This is a genomic window from Ectothiorhodospiraceae bacterium 2226, from assembly GCA_013348725.1.
GTDB lineage: Bacteria > Pseudomonadota > Gammaproteobacteria.
In genome coordinates this window covers 2,871,221-2,890,827 of record CP054689.1, presented here as the reverse complement: position 1 = coordinate 2,890,827, position 19,607 = coordinate 2,871,221, and the positions used below count along the sequence as shown (strand labels likewise).

18 protein-coding genes are annotated in these 19,607 nt (G+C 67.3%); 9 read left to right on the top strand and 9 right to left on the bottom strand.

Annotated elements, in window-relative coordinates; genetic code table 11:
• Positions 1 to 3: 3 nt before the first annotated feature.
• The 7 genes from HUS23_13980 to HUS23_13950 are packed head-to-tail and all read left to right on the top strand — an operon-like array spanning position 4 to position 5,985.
• Positions 4 to 1,356, top strand: coding sequence for an aminodeoxychorismate synthase component I (locus HUS23_13980; GenBank protein ID QKT04842.1), 1,353 nt, complete (start codon positions 4 to 6; stop codon positions 1,354 to 1,356).
• Entirely contained in the window at positions 1,349 to 2,188 is an 840-nt protein-coding gene (gene pabC / locus HUS23_13975) for an aminodeoxychorismate lyase (protein ID QKT04841.1), read from the top strand. The genes HUS23_13980 and pabC overlap by 8 nt, the downstream gene beginning before the upstream one ends.
• Positions 2,185 to 3,186, top strand: a complete 1,002-nt coding sequence (mltG, locus tag HUS23_13970) for an endolytic transglycosylase MltG (GenBank protein QKT04840.1) — start codon at positions 2,185 to 2,187, stop codon at positions 3,184 to 3,186. The genes pabC and mltG overlap by 4 nt, the downstream gene beginning before the upstream one ends.
• A gap of 11 nt (positions 3,187 to 3,197) precedes the next feature.
• Positions 3,198 to 3,851 carry a dTMP kinase gene (locus HUS23_13965; protein QKT04839.1) on the top strand — a complete coding sequence of 218 codons (654 nt, stop codon included), beginning with the start codon at positions 3,198 to 3,200 and terminating at the stop codon, positions 3,849 to 3,851.
• The gene (holB, locus tag HUS23_13960) at positions 3,848 to 4,840 is read left to right on the top strand and encodes a DNA polymerase III subunit delta' (protein QKT04838.1); all 993 of its coding nucleotides are present in this window, start codon (positions 3,848 to 3,850) and stop codon (positions 4,838 to 4,840) included. The genes HUS23_13965 and holB overlap by 4 nt, the downstream gene beginning before the upstream one ends.
• Positions 4,837 to 5,187 carry a PilZ domain-containing protein gene (locus tag HUS23_13955; GenBank protein ID QKT04837.1) on the top strand — a complete coding sequence of 117 codons (351 nt, stop codon included), beginning with the start codon at positions 4,837 to 4,839 and terminating at the stop codon, positions 5,185 to 5,187. Before holB ends, HUS23_13955 begins: the two co-directional genes overlap by 4 nt.
• 9 nt (positions 5,188 to 5,196) lie before the next feature.
• A complete protein-coding gene (locus HUS23_13950) occupies positions 5,197 to 5,985 on the top strand; it encodes a TatD family hydrolase (GenBank protein QKT04836.1) in 789 nt (262 codons plus the stop codon).
• Between the two features lie 19 nt (positions 5,986 to 6,004).
• On the opposite strand, the gene HUS23_13945 is transcribed toward HUS23_13950, so the two are convergent.
• The 4 genes from HUS23_13945 to HUS23_13930 all read right to left on the bottom strand — a co-directional run bounded on the left by HUS23_13945 (position 6,005) and on the right by HUS23_13930 (position 9,643).
• Positions 6,005 to 6,337: a type 1 pili tip component gene (locus HUS23_13945; protein ID QKT04835.1), complete on the bottom strand. Its 333-nt coding sequence runs from the start codon at positions 6,335 to 6,337 to the stop codon at positions 6,005 to 6,007.
• A complete protein-coding gene (locus HUS23_13940) occupies positions 6,334 to 7,422 on the bottom strand; it encodes a cyclic nucleotide-binding domain-containing protein (protein ID QKT04834.1) in 1,089 nt (362 codons plus the stop codon). The genes HUS23_13945 and HUS23_13940 overlap by 4 nt, the downstream gene beginning before the upstream one ends.
• Positions 7,423 to 7,446: 24 nt before the next feature.
• Entirely contained in the window at positions 7,447 to 8,595 is a 1,149-nt protein-coding gene (locus tag HUS23_13935) for an aminotransferase class V-fold PLP-dependent enzyme (protein ID QKT04833.1), read from the bottom strand.
• A 211-nt stretch (positions 8,596 to 8,806) separates the two neighbouring features.
• Positions 8,807 to 9,643: a pirin family protein gene (locus tag HUS23_13930; protein QKT04832.1), complete on the bottom strand. Its 837-nt coding sequence runs from the start codon at positions 9,641 to 9,643 to the stop codon at positions 8,807 to 8,809.
• Positions 9,644 to 9,813: 170 nt separating this feature from the next.
• On the opposite strand from HUS23_13930, the gene HUS23_13925 reads away from it, so the two are divergent.
• Positions 9,814 to 10,347, top strand: a complete 534-nt coding sequence (locus HUS23_13925; protein ID QKT04831.1) for a DNA-3-methyladenine glycosylase I — start codon at positions 9,814 to 9,816, stop codon at positions 10,345 to 10,347.
• Positions 10,348 to 10,465: 118 nt separating this feature from the next.
• Here HUS23_13925 and HUS23_13920 read toward each other — a convergent pair whose 3' ends face one another.
• The 5 genes from HUS23_13920 to purB form a co-directional block, all read right to left on the bottom strand.
• Positions 10,466 to 11,845: a sigma 54-interacting transcriptional regulator gene (locus HUS23_13920; protein QKT04830.1), complete on the bottom strand. Its 1,380-nt coding sequence runs from the start codon at positions 11,843 to 11,845 to the stop codon at positions 10,466 to 10,468.
• Positions 11,842 to 12,543 (bottom strand): hypothetical protein, encoded by a 702-nt coding sequence (locus HUS23_13915; protein ID QKT04829.1) that lies wholly within the window; start codon positions 12,541 to 12,543, stop codon positions 11,842 to 11,844. Before HUS23_13915 ends, HUS23_13920 begins: the two co-directional genes overlap by 4 nt.
• On the bottom strand, positions 12,533 to 13,969 hold the full coding sequence (locus tag HUS23_13910; GenBank protein ID QKT04828.1) for a HAMP domain-containing protein: 1,437 nt from the start codon (positions 13,967 to 13,969) through the stop codon (positions 12,533 to 12,535). Before HUS23_13910 ends, HUS23_13915 begins: the two co-directional genes overlap by 11 nt.
• A gap of 249 nt (positions 13,970 to 14,218) precedes the next feature.
• Positions 14,219 to 14,434, bottom strand: coding sequence for a hypothetical protein (locus HUS23_13905; GenBank protein ID QKT04827.1), 216 nt, complete (start codon positions 14,432 to 14,434; stop codon positions 14,219 to 14,221).
• Between the two features lie 930 nt (positions 14,435 to 15,364).
• Entirely contained in the window at positions 15,365 to 16,735 is a 1,371-nt protein-coding gene (gene purB / locus HUS23_13900) for an adenylosuccinate lyase (protein QKT04826.1), read from the bottom strand.
• 237 nt (positions 16,736 to 16,972) lie between these two features.
• On the opposite strand from purB, the gene acnB reads away from it, so the two are divergent.
• Positions 16,973 to 19,537: a bifunctional aconitate hydratase 2/2-methylisocitrate dehydratase gene (gene acnB / locus HUS23_13895; protein ID QKT04825.1), complete on the top strand. Its 2,565-nt coding sequence runs from the start codon at positions 16,973 to 16,975 to the stop codon at positions 19,535 to 19,537.
• Positions 19,538 to 19,607: the final 70 nt, after the last annotated feature.

Genomic DNA, 19,607 nt, shown 5'->3' with positions numbered 1-19,607 from the left:
TCCATGGGCCTTTCCGCCGCCAGACCCCAACCCGCGGTTCGGCGTCGCATCGCGCCGGGGCGTGACCTGCTGGCGCTGCAGTCGCGGAACCCGGCACGTTATCCCTTTCTCCTCGAGAGTGTCGCCGACGGGACGGCCCGCGCGCGCTACGACATCCTGTTCGGCTTCCCCCAGGAGACGCTGCGCGCGGATGTCCCCGGGACGTTTCTGAGCGAACTCGATGCGCGCTGGCGCGCCGCGGCGGCACACCACGTTGCCGACCCGGAGCTGCCCTTCAGCGGCGGGTGGTTTCTGTATCTCGGCTACGAGTTGGCCCAGGAAGTCGAACCGCGCTTACGTTTGCCCTTGCCCGCGGAACTACCCATTGCGCAGGCGACGCGCATACCGGCCGCGATCGTGCGCGATCGCGTGGCGGACACGCTGTACCTGGTTGCCGAGGCGGGTCAGGAGGATCTCGTGGACGCCATGGCGGCCGATCTGGCACACGCGCCGTCCCCGCTCGGCGGTGCGCCCTCCGTACTGGCACGCGAGGAGGACGATCCGGACGCCTACGAGGACGCCGTTCGTCACATCAAGGAGTACATTCGCGCCGGCGACGTGTTTCAGGTCAACCTCTCGCGCGAGTGGCGCGGCCGTCTCGGGCCAAGCAGCTCGCCGGCCGCGGTCTACCACGCGCTGCGCCTGAATAACCCCGGGCCATTCGCCGGCCTCGCGCGGGTGGGGGATGCCTGGATCGCCAGTTCCTCCCCGGAGCGCCTGGTGGCCGTGCGGGAGGGGCGGATCGAGAGTCGGCCGATTGCCGGTACGCGGCCACGCGGCGCCATCCCGGACGAGGACCTCGCCAACTCCCGCGTACTGCTCGCCCACCCCAAGGAACGCGCCGAACACGTGATGCTCATCGACCTGGAACGCAACGACCTCGGCCGCGTTTGCGTGCCGGGCAGCGTGGAGGTCGACGAACTCATGGTGCTCGAGAGCTACGCCCATGTGCATCACATCGTGTCCAATGTGCGTGGCCGGTTGCGCGCGGGCGTGAGCCCCGGCGAGGTGATCCGCGCGGTCTTTCCGGGCGGCACCATCACCGGCTGCCCCAAGGTGCGCTGTATGGAGATCATCGCGGAACTGGAGCAGGGTCCGCGCGGCGCCTATACCGGCTCCATGGGCTACCTGAACCACAACGGCAGCCTGGATCTCAACATCCTCATTCGCACCCTGGTACTGGATTCGGCGGGGCGTTTCAGCCTGCGGGCCGGCGCCGGCATCGTGGCCGATTCGGACCCACATCAGGAGCTGCTCGAGTGCGGCGCCAAGGCGCGCGGTCTGCTGCGCGCGCTGGGGGAGGGGAGCCATGGCTGACGAGGCCGGACCGGCAATCTGGGTCGACGGGGAACCCGCCGCCGCGCTGCTCGCCACTGACCGGGGACTGCATTACGGCGACGGCCTGTTCGAGACGCTGGCCGTGCATGACGGCCGTATCCGGCATCTGGCACGACATCTGGCACGCCTATCCCATGGGGCGTCTTGCCTGGATCTGCCACCGCCCGACCGCGATACCCTGCGCGCCGAGCTTACGCAGGCCGCGGAGGGGTACGAGCGCGCGGTGCTCAAACTGCTCTACACGGCCGGCAGCGGTGGGCGCGGATACTGCCGACCCGCGCAACCCGTCGCCCGCCGGATCCTGTTACGCTACCCTTGGCCGGCGGCCGCGTCGGCCGCCGCGCAGGCGGAGGGGGTGCGGGTGCGGCTGTGTCAGACGCGCCTCGCGGGCCAGCCGCGCCTTGCGGGCCTCAAGCACCTCAATCGTCTGGAGTACGTACTCGCGAGCCGCGAGCTCGCCGCCGAGGGCGGCGAGCCGGCCGCAGAGGGCTTGTTGTTGGACGGCGAAGGCACGCTGGTCGAGGGCACGCGCAGCAATCTGTTCCTGGTGCGTGGCGGCGGCCTGCTCACGCCGCGCCTGGAGCGTTGCGGGGTCGCGGGCATCGCGCGCGCGGTGCTGATGGAGTGCGCCGCCGCGCTGGGCCTGCCGTGCGAGGAGCGGCGTCTGGATCTGGATGACCTCGCACAAGCAGAGGAGGTTTTCGTGTGTAATAGCATCATTGGGATATGGCCGGTGCGGGCGTGGGATGACCACCGCTACCTGGTGGGACCCGTGACCCGCCGCCTGCAGGCGGCCTGGGAGGGGGCATGAGGCTTGGTCTGACCCGCGTGCTTTCGATACTCGTGCTGCTCGGCGGCGCCGCGGCGGCCGTGTTGTGGGTCGATTACCGCACGCACATGCACGGCTCGCTGGCGGTCGAGGAGGCGCAGCGTTTGGTGGTCGCGCCCGGTAGCAGCGTGCAGCGCGTTGCACGCCAGCTACACGCCATGGGTGCGCTGGAGCGCCCGCGCTACTTCGTCGCGGCGGCGCGCCTAGGGGATAAGGCTCACCGCCTGCAGGCGGGGGAGTACGCCCTGGAGCCCGGCCTGTCGCCGGCGCAGTTGCTGCAGCGCATGGTCGACGGGCGGGTCGTGCTGTACCCCTTCACGATCGTGGAAGGTTGGCACTTCGGGCAACTGATGCAGGCCATCCGCAACCAGGAGTTCCTTGAACAGACGCTGCCCCACGACGCGGAGGCCATCATGGCCGCGCTCGGGGCCGCGGGCGAGCATCCGGAGGGCCGGTTCCTGCCGGATACCTATCTTGCCCCGCGCGGCACCTCCGATCTGGACCTGCTGCGGCGCGCCTTCCGGGCCATGGAGGTCTACCTCGAGGAGCAGTGGGCGCAGCGCTCCGCTGGTCTGCCCATCGACACGCCGTACCAAGCGCTGATCCTGGCCTCCATCATCGAGCGCGAGACCGGCCAGGTGCACGAGCGCCACAAGGTCGCGGGTGTGTTCACGCGCCGCCTGCAACTCAATATGCGGCTGCAGACCGATCCCACGGTGATCTACGGGCTGGGCGACGACTACACCGGCCGTTTACGCCGCCGCGACCTTGATACGGACACACCGTATAACACCTACACGCGTCACGGGCTGCCGCCCACGCCGATCGCCATGCCGGGGCGGGCGGCGATCCACGCCGCGCTGCATCCGGAAGAGGGCGAGTACCTCTACTTCGTGTCCCGGGGCGATCGCAGCCATCACTTCTCGGCCACGCTCCAGGAGCACAATCGAGCGGTGCGTAAATACATACTCGGCAGGTAAAGGACCGAATCATGGCGGAGCGCGGGCGATTCATCACGCTGGAGGGCATCGAGGGCGCGGGCAAGACCTCGCAACTCGCCGCCGCGGCGGGCTACGTGGAATCGCAGGGGCGACGGGTCATCACCACGCGCGAACCGGGCGGCACGCGACTCGGTGAGGGGGTGCGCGCGGTGCTGCTCGATCCGCGTTACACCGGCATGACGCCCGAGGCGGAGCTGCTGCTGATCTTCGCGGCGCGGGCCGAACACGTGCGTCGCGTCATCGAGCCGGCTTTGGCGCAGGGCACCTGGGTGATCTGTGACCGGTTCACCGACGCCAGCTACGCCTACCAGGGCGGTGGCCGAGGCATGGCGCCTGAGCGCATCGCCATACTGGAGGACTGGGTGCAGGGCGACCTGCGGCCGGACCTCACGGTGCTGTTCGACCTCCCGGTGCAACTCGGCCTGCGCCGCGCCGGCTCGCGCAGCGCGGCGGATCGCTTCGAACAGGAGCAGGCGGCGTTTTTCGAACGTGTGGCCGAGGCCTACCGTGCGCGCGCCGAGGCCCATCCCGAGCGTTACCGGATATTGGATGCCACCGCTGCCCCCGAGGCGGTGGAGAACGCCCTGCGCGGGGCGCTCGAGGGCTTGCTGAGCGCCACGGCGAGCGGCGTGCCGGGCCAATGAACAACCGCCTGCCGTGGCATGGGCCGGCATGGGATCGGCTGCGCGAGGCCCATGCGCAGCAGCGCCTCGGCCACGCGCTACTGCTCACCGGCGCCCAGGGGCTCGGCAAGGGGAGATTCGCCCTGCGCTTGGCGGCGGGCTTGCTGTGCCGCTCCCCTGAGGACGGCGAGGCATGCGGGGTGTGCCGCAGCTGTGAGCTCTACGCGGCCGGCACGCATCCGGACTTTCGGCTGATCCAGCCGGAGGAGAAGTCGGTCATCACGGTCGACCAGATCCGCGCCCTGACGCGCGCCCTGGGCCTGACCGCCCAGCTCGGCGGGGCACGGGTGGCCGTCATCCAACCGGCCGAACGCATGCATGCCGCGGCGGCCAACGCCCTGCTCAAGACACTGGAGGAGCCGACCCGCGGCGCCTACCTCGTGCTGGTTTCCGACCAAGCCTCCGGGTTGCCGGCCACGGTGCGCAGCCGCTGCCAGCACATAGGCTTTGCGGCCCCGCCGGCCGAGGTGGCGCGCGCGTGGCTTGCCGAGCAGGGCGTCGGCGAGCCCGCGGCGCTGCTGGCCGCCAGCGGCGGGGCGCCCCTCAAAGCACTCGCTTTTCACGAGGGTGACGCCGGGCAGTGGCAGGCGACGCTGGCGGGCTTGGTGGCCCTCGCCGCCGGCCAGACCGACCCCGTGTCGCTGGCGGCCGGCTGGCAGGACAAAACGACGGCCCCCGATCACCTTCAGGCCTTGTGGCGGGTGCTGGGCGAGTTGATACGCTGGAAGGCGGGCGGCGATGCGCCGGCGATATTCGGGCCGAGCGAACGCCGTGTTTTGCACGATTGGCTACAGCGAGTAGACTGGAGCGGGTTGTTCGCCCTGGTCGACCGAACCGGACAGGCGTTACGCGGCGTGCACGGCGGCCTCAACCCGGAGCTGTTGTTGGACGATTTGTTGATCGCGTGGACGCGCCTACCGCGTCCGCCCCAAGTTCGCGAGGCCGGATGAGTAACGACAACAAACGCCAAGGCATCTTGTCCCTCGCCATCAAGGACAAGAGCGCGCTCTACGCCGCCTACATGCCGTTCATCAAGAACGGCGGCCTGTTCATCCCCACCCCCAAGCAGTATCGGCTGGGCGATGAGGTGTTCATGCTGCTGACGCTCATGGACGAGAAAGAACGCATCCCGGTGGCCGGCAAGGTCGTGTGGATCACGCCGCGCGGCGCGCAGACCAACCGCGCGGCCGGCATCGGCGTGCAGTTCGCGGAGCAGGATCGCGGGGCGGCGCGCGCCAAGATCGAGACCTACCTCGCCGGCGCCCTGAAGTCGGACCGGCCCACCCACACCATGTAATCACGCCTTATGCTCGTAGACTCCCACTGCCACCTGGATCGGCTGGACCTCGCGCGTCACGACGGACGCCTCGACCAAGCCTTGGACAGCGCCCGCGCGGCCGGTGTCGGCCACATGTTGTGCGTCTGCATCGACCTCGAGCACTACGGCGACGTCCACGCGCTGGCCGCGGCCAATGCGGACGTGTCCGTCTCGGTGGGCGTGCACCCGACCGAGCGGGACGGCGAGGAGCCGAGCGTCGCGCGTCTGGTGGAACTCGGCCGCGACCCGCGCGTGGTGGCGATCGGCGAGACGGGCCTCGATTATTTCCGCTGCGAGCCCGGCGAGGACATGGAATGGCAGCGCGAGCGCTTTCGGCGTCACATCGCGGCCGCCCGCACGCTCGATAAGCCGCTCATCATCCACATGCGCGACGCCACCGACGACACCCTGCGCCTGATGAAGGAGGAGGGGGCCGACGCGCCGGCGGGCGTCATGCATTGCTTCGTGGAGGATTGGGAGACCGCCGCGCGCGCCATGGAGCTCGGGTTCTACATCTCGTTCTCGGGCATCGTTACCTTCCGCAGTGCGAAAACGCTGCAGGAAGTCGCCGCGCGCATGCCGCTCGAGCGCATGCTGATCGAAACGGATTCACCGTATCTCGCGCCGGTGCCATTCCGCGGCAAGAGCAACGAGCCGGCCTACGTGGGGCATGTCGCACAGAAGATCGCCGAACTGCGCGGCGTCTCAGCCGAGGCCGTCGCGGAGGCGACCACCGAGAACTTCTTCCGCTTGTTCAAGGGTGCAAGGACGGCCTGAGGCCGCCGCCACGCTAGAGCTACTGTTCGTTTCCCTGCAAGCGGCGCGCATGCGCCTGCACCAAGCGGTGGAAGCGGGGCGTCGGTCCGGCGTCCTCGTAGATCGGATCGCCGAACTCGTCCTCGGCCACCTGCCGCTCGCCGGCGCGGTAGGGCAGCGCGGCCTCCAGTTCATCCAGCGCCGCGCCCAGCAGATCGGTGATGATGCCTTCCACCCCCTTGTGTGGGTACATCTCCGCCAGCGCCTCGATGCGTGCGGCGTCGCCGAAGGGCAGACGCACGCGGTATTCCTGTTCGGTCATGCGGGCGGCTTGGTCGCCGCTCCACTGCGTTATCAATTCCTTGATCGTCACGTAGCGCTCCTGCTCGTCTGCGCCGCCTTTTTCATCTGGGCCAGCCGGCGCAGGCCCCCGTCCAGTAAGTAGACATCCAGCCCCTGGGCGCTCAGAAGATAGGCGGCCGAGGCACTGCGCGCCCCCGTATCGCAATACACCACGTAGGGGCGTTGTGGGTCTAGCTTAGCGGCCTCAGCACGCAGCTGCGCGAGCGGGATGTTGAGGCTGCCGCGCAAATGGGCTCTAGCATGTTCCGCCGCGGGTCGCACGTCGAGCAACCGGGCGCCGTCTCGCACCAGCGCCGCGGCGCGCGCGAAGTCGACCGCGCTAAGAACCGGCGCCTTCAGCAGTTGCTCGAACGCGGCCTTGGAGAGGCGCATCAATTGGCCATCCTCCGCCATCACCACACTGGCGTTGCGTTTCTGGTCGGCGATCAGCGCCTCCTCGCCAAAGGCTTGCCCCGCGTTGAGCTCCGCCAGCACCGATTCTTGCCCGTCGGCGCCGCGGCGTGTCACCCGCGCGCGGCCGCGGTGGATGAAGTAGTAGTAATCGCCCTCGTCACCCTGCTGTACAACCCTGTCGCCGGCCCTGACCGGCACCGGCTCCATGAGCGTGAACAGGGCATGGAGATTCGCCGACGGGATGCGCTGGAAGATGCGCGCGCCAAGGATCTGGGTCATCCAGTCGCCATCCTCGCCGCCAAGGTCGTCGGCATCGAGTTCGGTAACCACGTAACCGGCGTCCTGTTCCCAGTTCAAGAGCACGTCGAGCAGATCGTTGTCGACCGCCATCACGGTGAGCTTGGTCCGCGCGGTGGCCGTGGCCCGATGCGGCTGGTGGGGATCCAGGGGCTGACGCGCGGCCCGACTCCCGGCGGCGACCAGCACCGGCGCAACGCCTTCGGCGGCCAACACCACTTCGCCGCTCAGCACGTAGAGGGATTTATTGTCACCCTCGCCACGCTTGAACAGGATGCGACCTGCCTGCACTTCCTGCAGCACCGCCTTGTCCATCACCTCGGACAGGTTCTCGGCGGTCAATTCGGAGAGCGGGTAAAGGCTACGCGCGAGTGCCTGGCTGATACGCTGGGGTTTGGTCGTCATTGCGGTCCGAATCGTAGGCGAGCTTCAAGGGTTCGCGGCAGCCTGTTCGAGGGCTGCGACGGCGCGCTCGAGCTGCTGCGTGCGGGTATAGAAGTGCGGCGAAAAACGCACGCCGCCGCCACGCAGGGCGCATACCACGCCGGCCGTGCTCAACGCGCGGTGCAGCGAGGCCGCCGGCACATGGACGTGACGGAAGGTCACGATGCCCGCGTGGCGTCCTCGTTCCGCGCGCGTGATCAGTTCGAAGCCCTGTATAGCAGCTATGGCTTCAAGGAGATACGACGCATTCCTCAACACGTTCTCAGATACCGTATCGAGCCCGATCTCGCTCAGCAGACTCAGGCTGGCACTAAAGGCGTGGATGCCCAGCATGTTCGGACTGCCGCATTCGAAACGCCGCGCCGAGCGAGCAGGCCGCCAGTTCAGCGCATCGAAATCGAGGTAGTCCTCGCGCATGTGCCAGCCGTACTCGTGTAGCGCCAGGCGCTCCCGCTGGGCGGCAGCGACGTAGAACACGGCAATGCCTTCGGGACCGAGCAGCCACTTGTGGGCGTCGGCCATGGCGAAATCCGCCTGCACGGCCTGCACGTCCATGGGCAATGCGCCGAGGCTTTGGATTGCGTCCACGCAGAACAGCACGCCGCGCTCGCGGCAGGCGCGGCCGAGCCGCTCGAGGTCCAGACGCAGGCCGGTGCCGTACTGGACCGAACTGATGGCCAGCAACCGGACCGGACCGTCGAGCGCGGCGATCAACGCGGCTTCGGGATCCGCGGCCGCCTGCAGATCGACCGTACGCAGCGTCACGCCATGCGGCGCCAGCGACTCCCACACGATGCGATTGGAGGGAAACTCTTCGGCGGCCGAGACGACCACGTCACCGGGGGCCCACGGTAGTCCATGCGCGACCATGGACAGGGCCTCGGAGGTATTTTTGACGAGCGCGATATCGTCCACCGACGGCGCGTTCAGCAGATGCTGCAACTGACGCCGCAGCCGCGCCTCGTGTTCCAGCCAGGTCGGATAGTCGTAGGCGCCCTGGGTGGCGTTCTCGTTGGCGAAACGCGCGACGGCGTCAGCCGTGCGCCGTGGCCAGGGAGCGACGGCCGCGTGGTTCAGGTAGACGAGGTCGTCGCGCAACGGAAACTCGCCGGCGATTTGTTCCGCAAGGTGCATAGAGGGTCATCCGGAGCGTCCTAGGCGGGGCAAGCCTAGCACATGCGCCGCGCCGGTCGGCAGCATCCGCAATTGCGCATAATGTATATTATGTAAAGTGCCATAAACAGGCGTCCGGCGCGACTGGCTCGCGGGTAAACCGGCGCCTGCGCGATCTTCCAGAGCTCAACTCCCCGGTCCTGGCGTCGCCGCGTTTACTTGCGGAACCGGTTCAGCCAGTCAAACGCCCATCGCGGTAATCACGCATGGCCTGTTCGACCTCTTGGGAGGTGTTCATCACGAACGGCCCGTAATGCGCGACCGGCTCGCGTAGCGGCTTGGCGGCCAACACCAAGGCGCGGGCCGGCGCGGTGCTGGCGAGCGTCACCTGTTCGCCGTCCTCCAGCGCCGCGAGGTGACCGCTGCCGACGCGCTCACCGGCCACCTGCACCTCGCCCTCATAGACGTAGACCATGGCGGTATGGCCCGCCGATACCGGTACCGCGAGTTGCGCGCCGGCCGCAAGGTGCACATCCAGGTACAGCGGTTGCGTGGTGATACCGGTAACGGCGCCGGCGTACGTGTGCCCCTCGTGCGCAAGCGTGCCCGCGATCAGCTTGATGCGGGCGCCGGGCAGTTCGACCTCGGGGATCTCCTGGGGCGGGATGTCGCGATAGCCGGCCGGTTTCATCTTCTCGCGCGCCGGCAGGTTCAGCCAGAGCTGGAAGCCGCGCATGCGCCCTTCCTCCTGCTGTGGCATCTCGGAGTGGATGATGCCGCGCCCGGCGGTCATCCACTGCACGCTGCCACTGGTCAAGCGTCCGCGGTTGCCGAGGTGGTCCTCGTGCAACATCTCGCCTTCCAGCATGTAAGTGACCGTCTCGAAGCCCCGGTGCGGATGGGCGGGAAAGCCGCCGATGTAATCGGCCGCCTCGTCGGAACCGAACTCATCCAACAGCAGGAACGGGTCCAGCCCCTGGCCCGGCCCGAACACCCGGCTCAGACGCACGCCGTCACCGTCGGAGGCCGCGCGCCCGCGCAGCAGTCGTTGCACCTTTCGTTCACGCATCGCGGATCTCCTTACCGGGGCGCGGCAGCGCCCACCCTCCATTCCTACGCATGATAAGGTGGGCTCGGTCCATGAACCACCCGTGGCGCGCCCTGGCCGCGGGCCGACCACCGGCCCCATCATGCATCTTAGAGGCTAACCCAGCTCGATTGTTCACACGCGGACTAATCATGAGTTCCTACTGCGACCACGCACCTGGCCACCCATGGCATGGCCCCTACCACGACCACGAGTACGGCTTCCCCGTGCGCGAGGATGCCGCCCTGTTCGAGCGCCTGGTGCTCGAGATCAACCAGGCCGGCCTGTCGTGGCTGACGATCTTGAAGAAGCGGGCCGATTTTCAGCGCGCCTACGACGGCTTCGACATCGACATGGTGGCGGCGTACGGCGCGGCGGAACGGGCGCGGCTACTGAACGATCCCGGCATCGTGCGCAATCGCCTGAAGGTCGATGCCGCCATCGAGAATGCGCGGCGGCTGGTGGCCTTGCGCGAGGTACACGGCTCGTTCGATGCCTGGCTACGCCATCACCACCCGCGAGACCGCGACGCCTGGACGCGGCTGTTCAAGCACACCTTCAAATTCACCGGGGGCGAAATCGTCAACGAATTCCTGACGAGCATCGGCTACCTGCCCGGCGCGCATCGCCTCGACTGCCCCGTACATGCACGCATTCTGGCGGCCGCGCCGCCGTGGAACGGCTGACGAGGTTCGCAACGGAGCTGGCTGCCGGTTCTTGACGCGCCGCGACCGGCACCCCGCGGGGCGCGCCTACGCCATGCTTCGCGTCAGGCTGACTTCACAGCGCGTGGTACTGGGTACCTCAGGCGCGTCCCTTGGAGGCGGGGCGGCTGCGGAAGGTTTCCGGTTTGAGGTGGTAGCGGTGCAGCAGTTTGTAAAGCTCGGTGCGGTTGCGCTGCGCAAGGCGCGCGGCCTGGCTGATGTTGCCTTCCGTCATTTTCATCAACCGGGTGAGGTAGTCGCGTTCGAAGTGCTGGCGCGCGATGGTGAAGGACGGAATAGCGCCCACGTCCTGGCGCAGCGCCCGGCGCACCAGGCTCCCGGGTATCACCGCCGTGGTACTGAGCGCGGCGGTATGTTCCACCACGTTCTGCAACTGACGCACGTTTCCCGGCCACGGCGCGGAGAGCAGGCAGGCCATGGCGTCATCGGAGAAGGACATCGGCCGCGCCTCCGCCGCCTCCTCCCCCATCTCGCGCAGGAAGTGATTCACTAAGAGTTGAATATCCTCGCGCCGTTCGCGCAGCGGCGGAATGTCGAGCCGCACGACGTTCAGACGGTAGAACAGGTCCTCGCGAAAGCTGCCCTCGGCGACCATCGCCTCCAGGTCGCGGTGCGTGGCGGAGACGATGCGCACGTCCACCGGCACGCTCCGTGTCGAACCGACCGCACGCACCTCCTTCTCTTGGAGCACGCGCAGCAGCTTGGCCTGCAGCACCAGCGGCATGTCGCCGATCTCATCCAGGAACACGGTGCCGCCGCTCGCGGCCTGGAACAGCCCCTTGTGGTCGTGGGTGGCGCCCGTAAAGGCGCCCTTGGCGTGACCGAAGAGTTCGGACTCCAACAGGTTCTCCGGTATGGCGCTGCAATTGATTGCCAGGAACGCCCCCTCGCGCCGTGCGCTGGCACGGTGCACGGCCCGCGCCAGCAGCTCCTTGCCCGTGCCGCTCTCGCCCTGAATCAGCACCGCCACGTTACTGTCCGCCACGCGCCGCGCCTGGTGCAGCACCTCCTGCATGGCCGTACTACGACTGATAACCTCGGCGCGCCAGTCGTCGGTGTCCGCCTCCTCGAGCCCGCCGCCGCTCGCCGCGTTGAGCCGATAGGCATGCTCGACCGCGTCGAGCAAGGCGCGGCTTTCGAAGGGCTTGGTCAGGAAAGTAAACACCCCGCGTTTGGTGGCCTCGACCGCCTCGGGGATGGTGCCGTGCGCGGTTAGCACGATCACCGGCATGGCCGGGTAGCGCTGATGGACGGCGTCGAACAGGGCCATGCCGTCCATACCCCCCATGCGTAGGTCGGTAATCACCACATTCGGCTGTACTTCGTCCAGTACCGCCAACGCCTGCTCGGCACTCTCGGCCACCGCCACCCGCCACCCGCTCGCCTTGAGCCGAATGCCGAGCAGCTTGAGCAAGGCCGTGTCGTCATCGACCACCAGGATGGTGCGCTTGTGCGTCATGGTAACCCCCTGAGCCCTTCGGCTCCGGTCCGTTCGTGCAGCTGGCGTTCAATGCTGCGCAGCTGTTCCAGCTTGTCGTTGAATTCAGCCTCCTGCGCGGCCATGCGTTCACGCAAGGCGTCATTCTCGCGCTTGAGCGCGGCGCGTTCCGCCGCATGGTCCTGTTCCATCGTCGCGATCCGATCCGTCAGGTCGCGGTGGACCTCGCGAAGCTCGCGTTGCGCCACCCGGGCGGCCGCGTGTTCACCCAAGATGTAGTGCAGCAGGCGCGCCGTGACCAGCCACTCGCTGTGCTCGCCCGCCAGACCGAGTTGCGCGATATACGCCCCGATCTCCCGGCGCACGCGTTCGAGCTCGTCCTCGTCGGCCCGCGCCGCCAGCACCAGCAACCCATAGCGCAGCAGGTAGATCGGCTCCGGCCGTGCGGCGTAATCGGCCGCCGCGCCGTCCAGCGTGGCCTGCAAATGCGTCTGCACATGCGCGGTATTGCGGGCCTCCGGCGGCAAGGCGGACAGCGACTCGCTGTAGCTCAGCATCTCTTCCCACAGTTGGCGGCGGGTCATCGGGGGGACTGTCCCCTCCTCCGCGGCCCGCGCCTGTTCGGAATCCGCCTGCGAGGTCAGCAGGGCGCAGCCACTGAGCCCCATCGCCGCCATCAGCGCCGCTGCGCCGAGTACGCGCAGCGCCTTACGCTGCATCACTGCAATCCCGCCATGCGTTCGGCAAGGTGACGCGAAAATGTGCGCCCTGGTCGGCATCGAGCACCTCGAGGGTACCGTTGTGCAATTGCACGCACTCGCGCGCGATGGAAAGGCCGAGCCCGGTGCCCTTGATAGGGCCGTTGGAGCGCGCGCTACCCTGGAAGAATGCTTCGAAGACCCCGCGGCGCTCCTCGGGAGGGATGCCCGGTCCTTGATCACGGACGTCGATCACGGCGCCGCGATCCGCGAGTTGCAAGCTGACATCGATGCGCCCGCCCGTTGGCGAGTACTTCACTGCATTGGACAACAAGTTATCCAACACGCAGCGCAGCTTGTCGCGGTCGGCCTGGGCGCACACCTCCACCAGGGCGCAGCGGATGTCGAGGCCGTGGGTGCGAGAGGCGAGGCGGTGGGTGGCACAGACTTCCTCTACCAGCCGGTCCAAGCGCACGCGCTCGGATTGCAATCGCGGGCCGTCGAGCTCCAAGGTGCTGAAATCGAGCAGGTCCTCGATCAGGCGCTGCAGACGAATACTGCTCTCTTGCAACACGAGCACGATCTCGCCCTGCTCATCGTTCAAGGTGCCGGCCACCCCTTCGTTCAGCAGTTGGCTGCTCTCGCGGATGGTGGTCAGCGGCGTCTTCAGCTCATGCGACATATGGCGCAGAAAGTTCACCTTTTGATTCTCCAGCGCAACGACCCGCTGGCGCATCCACTCGAGGTGTCGCCCAAGGGCCCGCAAATCATCCGGCCCTTGTACCGCGATCGGGCCGGAAAAATCGCCGTCGCCCAGCCGCCGTATAGCGCCGCTCAAGCGCTTGAGCGGCCGCACGATCAAGGTCGCGAAGAACGCACCCAGCAGCAGCGCGGCGGGAATGAGTCCCCATATCTGCCAGTACAACAGGGACTGCGTGCGGTCGGCCAGACGCTGCATCTCGGCGACGCTGTCGGCGATCAACTGACTGCTCTCCGCCAGCACGGCGCGTGCCGCGCCGTTCAATTGGCCAAATGCTTCCACCGCCGCGCGCACCTGGGCCGCGTCGCCCGAACTGAGTTGACGGTAGGCCTCGGCCTCGCGCGTGCGCAGTCCTTCGATGGCCTCCCGATGGGCGGGCCTCAGCCCCTGCAGATCATCGATCGTCTGGTGTAGTTGCGCGCGCCTGGACTCGTACACCTCGAGCAACCCCTGATCGCCCAGCACGTGGAGTTGGCGCGCGGTGCGCTCCAGCGCGGTCACATGTTCGACCAGCATACGACTGGCCTGGGTGGCGTTGGCCGAGTGAAAGACGCTGACTTGGCTATGGCGGGCCAACTGGTCGACATAGGCGGCCGCGACAATCAGGCCCAGCATCAACGGCACCGCCACCGCCGCATAGCCGAGCAAGACCAGTCGCAGTATGGAACCGGAGCGAAAGAATGACACGCGCGCGACCCTGAGCTTGCGAATCATCGAGATGTAGGGGCGATCTCACGACGCCCGTCCTCTGTTGCTTCAGCATCGGAGATTAACACACGCGCGCGGCACCGGATGCGAATCGGCGCCGGCGAGGCGCCGCAGCCCCGTAGCCACAGGGCGTCAAACGCCATAAAAAGGTGCTGCCTCGAGACGCGCCCGCGCCCCGAGGCAGCACCTGTGGCGAACTAGCCTCGCATCCGGCTAGTACAGCCGGGGTTACGGAAGCATGTCGGTCCCGGCTTCCCCATCCTTCTCCTCGGCTTCCTTCTCCTTGTCGCCGCTCTCGGCTTCCTGATCCGGCAGCCCGGCGGGCGCGTCTGCCATCAGCATCTGCGCTTCCTGATCGGCCTCGATCACGTCGGCGTGGACGGCCTGAATCGCGGCGAAGCTGAAGATGAGACCCAGCGCAACGGAAAGAATGCTCTTATTCATATGTTGTCTCCTGACAGTGGATGGTTGTCGTTATCGGTGTGGCCCCATCCTGGGACCGCGCTAAGGCAGTGCGACAACCGTGCCAGTTGGTGCTGATCCTTTAGAATCCGTCGCTTGTTCGACATTCGGCGCCCCGCACCCGGTGCCGCTGTTGGTGATCCTGGACACCCGCATCTTCTTCTACTGGAAATCAGTCGGTTATCCTGTACGCAAACGCTTACAGGTTATTCAACCGGTTGTTTTTAGGCGTTTCTTGTTCTGTTCGCGCATGGTGGCAAAAAAAAACTGCCTGGAGCGTAGGCGCCGCTCCTAGGCAGTGTGGGGCCATCCTGGCCCAAGTCGCTCTGAGGCTGTGCGGACCGGCAGGGCCCCGAGAACCTGTACGGCGCTGCGTGGCGCTTCCCCGCAGCCTGACGCGCACGCCGTAGTGCCCGGTCCGCAACCACGCACACCCCGATGCGCGTGGTCGATCAGCTCCAGCGACACGGAAGGATGATGCTCATCCCTACTCCCCGAGCCGAGTCATGCTCGAGGAAACCGCGCGTCGGGTGATGCGAACCCCGTGCCACATGGGCATTAGCGCGTAATATCCGACACTTACAAACTAAATCAGGGATATCGGTTTAACCGCGTGTCGCAATCCCTCTACAACTCGAGGCTCGGTAACGGAATATCAATTCGTTAGGGTGTACGCGATCGCCTACACTCACGGCGCCGCCTCGCCCGGGGCGACGAGGAGGCGCCACCTTCTCGCCTGCGGGGTGGCCTCTGCAGCGTGTCGGGCGGGCACCTCACGGGCGTCGACGGCGTCCTCGCTCGCGCGATGCCGCTGTTCACGGCCCGGCGACACCCCCGCCCTCCCATTTCTTAGCCTTGCGAGAGGCCCTGCGTTCGGGGTGCTAAGCGCGGCCCGTGGCGGACCGCGCCTCGCTAAATGCGCCGGGCTTGCGCCGCGGCGTTGCCGACGTAGGTAGCCGGCGACAACTCCTTGAGCCGGGTCTTCTCGGCATCGGGAATCTCGAGGGTATCGATGAAGGCATGCAGCGATGCCTGGTCGATGCCCCCCCGCCCGCGCGTCAGCGCCTTGAGTTTCTCGTAGGGTTCGGGCACACCGTAGCGCCGCATCACGGTCTGGATGGGCTCGGCCAGCACCTCCCAACTGTGATCGAGATCGGCCGCCAGGCGGGCGGCATCGGCCTGAAGCTTGCCGATGCCCTTGAGGGTCGCCTCGTAGGCGATGATGCAGTGAGCAAAGGCGGTGCCGATGTTGCGCAGCACGGTGGAGTCGCTGAGGTCGCGCTGCCAGCGCGACACCGGCAGCTTGGCGCCAAAGTGCGCGAACAGCGCATTGGCCACCCCAAGATTGCCTTCGGAGTTTTCGAAATCGATGGGATTCACCTTGTGCGGCATGGTCGAGGAGCCCACCTCGCCCGCCACGGTGCGCTGCTTGAAGTAGCCCAGCGAGATGTAACCCCACACGTCGCGGTCGAAGTCGAGCAGCACCGTGTTGAAGCGCGCCACGGCGTCGAACAGTTCGGCGAGATAGTCGTGCGGCTCGATCTGCGTGGTGTAGGGATTCCAACCGAGCCCGAGCCCCGCCACGAAATCGCGCGCGAAGGCCTCCCAGTCGAGTTCGGGATAGGCCGCGAGGTGCGCGTTGTAATTGCCGACCGCGCCGTTGATCTTGCCCAGCACCTCGACCGCCGCCACCTGATCGCGCTGGCGCTGCAGGCGATAGACCACGTTGGCCACTTCCTTGCCGAGCGTGGTCGGTGAGGCGGGCTGCCCGTGCGTGCGCGAGAGCATCGGCCGTTCGGCATGGGCGTGCGCGAGCTCGCGCAGCGCCGCGATCACGCTGTCCATGCGCGGCAGCAGGTGCTTGGCGCGCCCCTCCTCCACCATCAGCGCATAGGCGAGGTTGTTGATGTCCTCCGAGGTGCAGGCGAAATGCAGAAACTCGCTCACGCCGGCAAGCTCGGCGTTACCGGCAACCTGTTCCTTCAGGAAATACTCGACCGCCTTGACGTCATGGTTGGTGGTGCGCTCGATGGCCTTCACGCGCTCGGCGTGCGCCACGGGGAACTCGGCCACCAGCCGTTCCAGATCCCTTTGGGCACCCTCGCCGAGCGACGGGACCTCGGCAATCTCCGGATGGCGTGCCAGGGCCTGCAGCCAACGGACCTCGACCAGCACGCGGTAGCGGATCAAGCCATATTCGCTGAACACGCCGGCGAGTTCGGCGGCGCGGGCGCGGTACCGGCCGTCGACGGCGGAGATGGCGGTCATGCTCGTCAGGTCCATGGAAAAGCTCCGGGGTAAAAAGAGCGCATCATACAACAAGGCCCCGCCGACGACGACGCAGGGCCAGGCGCCTGGGCGCGCGACGGTGCCCGTTTTCGGGGCCCGCAGCAGTTACGCTATAATGCCCAGTCGGCCTTCTTCCGCCTGTCGCGCAGCGCGATGCGAAGGACCGCCTGAGCCGGCGCCGCCGGCCCAACCCCGCCGGTCCCAGCCGGCACGTACCCGCAGGTAGGTTTCATGATCGAAGAATATCGCAAGCACGTCGACGAGCGCGCCGCGCAGGATCTGCCGCCGCTGCCGCTGAATGCCGAACAAACCGCCGCGCTGGTCGAGGCGCTCAAGCAGCCCGCGCCCGCCGAGGGGGCGTTCCTGGTCGAACTGCTCACCGACCGCGTCCCGCCGGGCGTGGACGAGGCCGCTTACGTCAAGGCCGCCTTCCTGGCCGACGTCGCCAAGGGCACCACGCGCTGCGCGCTGATCGACCGCAAGAAGGCCACCAAGCTGTTGGGCACCATGCTGGGCGGCTACAACATCGGCCCGCTGGTCGAACTCCTGGATGACGACGACATGGCGCCGGTCGCGGCGCGGGCGCTGTCGCGCATGACGCTGTTGTTCGATGCCTATCACGACGTGGTGCACAAGGCCAAGACCAACAACTGGGCCAAGGAGATCGTCGAGTCCTGGAGCGACGCGCACTGGTTCACGCAGCGCCCCGAGATACCGGCGGAACTGACCCTCACCGTGTTCAAGGTCGACGGCGAGATCAACACCGACGACCTCTCGCCCGCCTCGGAGGCGTGGAGCCGCCCCGACATCCCGCTGCACGCCAAGGCCATGCTCATCAACCGCATGCCGGACGCCATCGACCAACTCATCGCGCTGAAGAAGCAGCACGGCCACGCCATCGTGTTCGTGGGCGACGTGGTCGGCACGGGTTCCTCGCGCAAGTCGGCCATCAATTCCGTGCTGTGGCACATCGGCGACGACATCCCCTACGTGCCCAACAAGCGCACCGGCGGCGTGATCCTGGGCGGCAAGATCGCCCCGATCTTCTTCAATACCGCGGAAGACTCGGGCGCGCTGCCCATCGAGTGCGACGTGAGCGCGCTCAGCACCGGCGACGTGATCAAGGTCTACCCCCGCGAGGGGCGCATCACGCGCGCGGACGGCAGCGAGGTCACCCGGTTCGACCTCAGGCCCAGCACGCTGCTGGACGAGGTGCGCGCGGGCGGGCGCATTCCGCTCATCATCGGCCGCACCCTCACCGACCGCACGCGCGAGGCGCTGGACCTGCCGGCGTCCCAGGTGTTCCAGCGCCCCGGCGACGTGGCCGACAATGGCAAGGGCTACACCCTGGCGCAGAAGATGGTCGGGCGCGCCTGCGGCGTGACCGGTATCCGCCCCGGTACCTACTGCGAGCCGCGCATCACCACGGTGGGCTCGCAGGACACCACCGGCGCCATGACGCGCGACGAATTGAAGGAACTCGCCTGCCTCGGCTTCTCGGCCGATCTGGTGATGCAGAGCTTCTGCCACACCGCCGCCTACCCCAAGCCGGTGGACATCAAACTGCAGCACGATCTGCCCGCCTTCATGAGCAGCCGCGGCGGCGTCGTGCTGCGCCCCGGCGACGGCATCATCCACTCCTGGCTGAACCGCATGTTGCTGCCCGACACCGTGGGCACCGGCGGCGACTCGCACACCCGCTTCCCGATCGGCATCAGCTTCCCGGCCGGCTCGGGCCTGGTGGCCTTCGCCGCGGCGCTGGGCGTGATGCCGCTCGACATGCCCGAATCCGTGCTGGTGCGCTTCAAGGGCGAGATGCAGCCCGGTATCACCCTGCGCGACCTGGTGAACGCCATCCCCTACGCGGCCATCCAAAAGGGTCTGCTGACGGTCGAGAAGCAGAACAAGAAAAACGTGTTCTCCGGCCGCGTGCTGGAGATCGAAGGCCTGCCGAAGCTCAAGGTCGAACAGGCCTTCGAGCTGGCCGACGCCTCGGCCGAGCGCTCCGCCAACGGCTGCACCGTGCGCCTCGACAAGGAACCGATCATCGAGTACCTGCAGTCCAACATCACTCTACTGCGCTGGATGATCGCCAACGGCTACCAGGACCAGCGCACCCTGCAGCGGCGCATCGAGGCCATGGAGGCCTGGCTCGCGAACCCGACGCTGCTCGAGCCCGACGCCGACGCCGAGTATGCCGAGGTGATAGAGATCGATCTGAACGAGATCAAAGAGCCCTTGCTCGCCTGCCCCAACGACCCGGACAACATCAAGCCGCTGTCCGAAGTCGCCGGCGACACCGTGGACGAGGTGTTCATCGGCTCGTGCATGACCAACATCGGCCACTACCGCGCGGCGGGCAAGCTGATCGAGGACGTGAGCGACGTGCCGGTGCGCCTATGGGTGGTGCCCCCGACGCGCATGGACGAACACCAGCTTACCGAGGAAGGCTATTACGCGATCTTCGGCCGCGCCGGCGCGCGCACCGAGGTGCCGGGCTGCTCGCTGTGCATGGGCAACCAGGCGCGCGTGAAGGACAATGCCACCGTGGTCTCCACCTCCACGCGCAACTTCCCCAACCGCATGGGCAAGGGCGCGCAGGTGTATCTCGCCTCGGCCGAGTTGTCCGCCATCACCGCGCGGCTCGGCCGCATCCCCACGGTCGAGGAGTACATGGAATACGCCAAGCGCATCGACCCGCTCGCGGACGACATCTACCGCTACCTCAACTTCCACGAGATCGAGGAATACCAGGCCCAGGCCCAGAAGGTCATCCCGATCGCCGCCGCCGGCTGAGCCACCGCAGAGCTCCCGCTAGTAGCACTCGCGGCACTCGCGGCACTCGCGGCACACGCGGCACACGCGG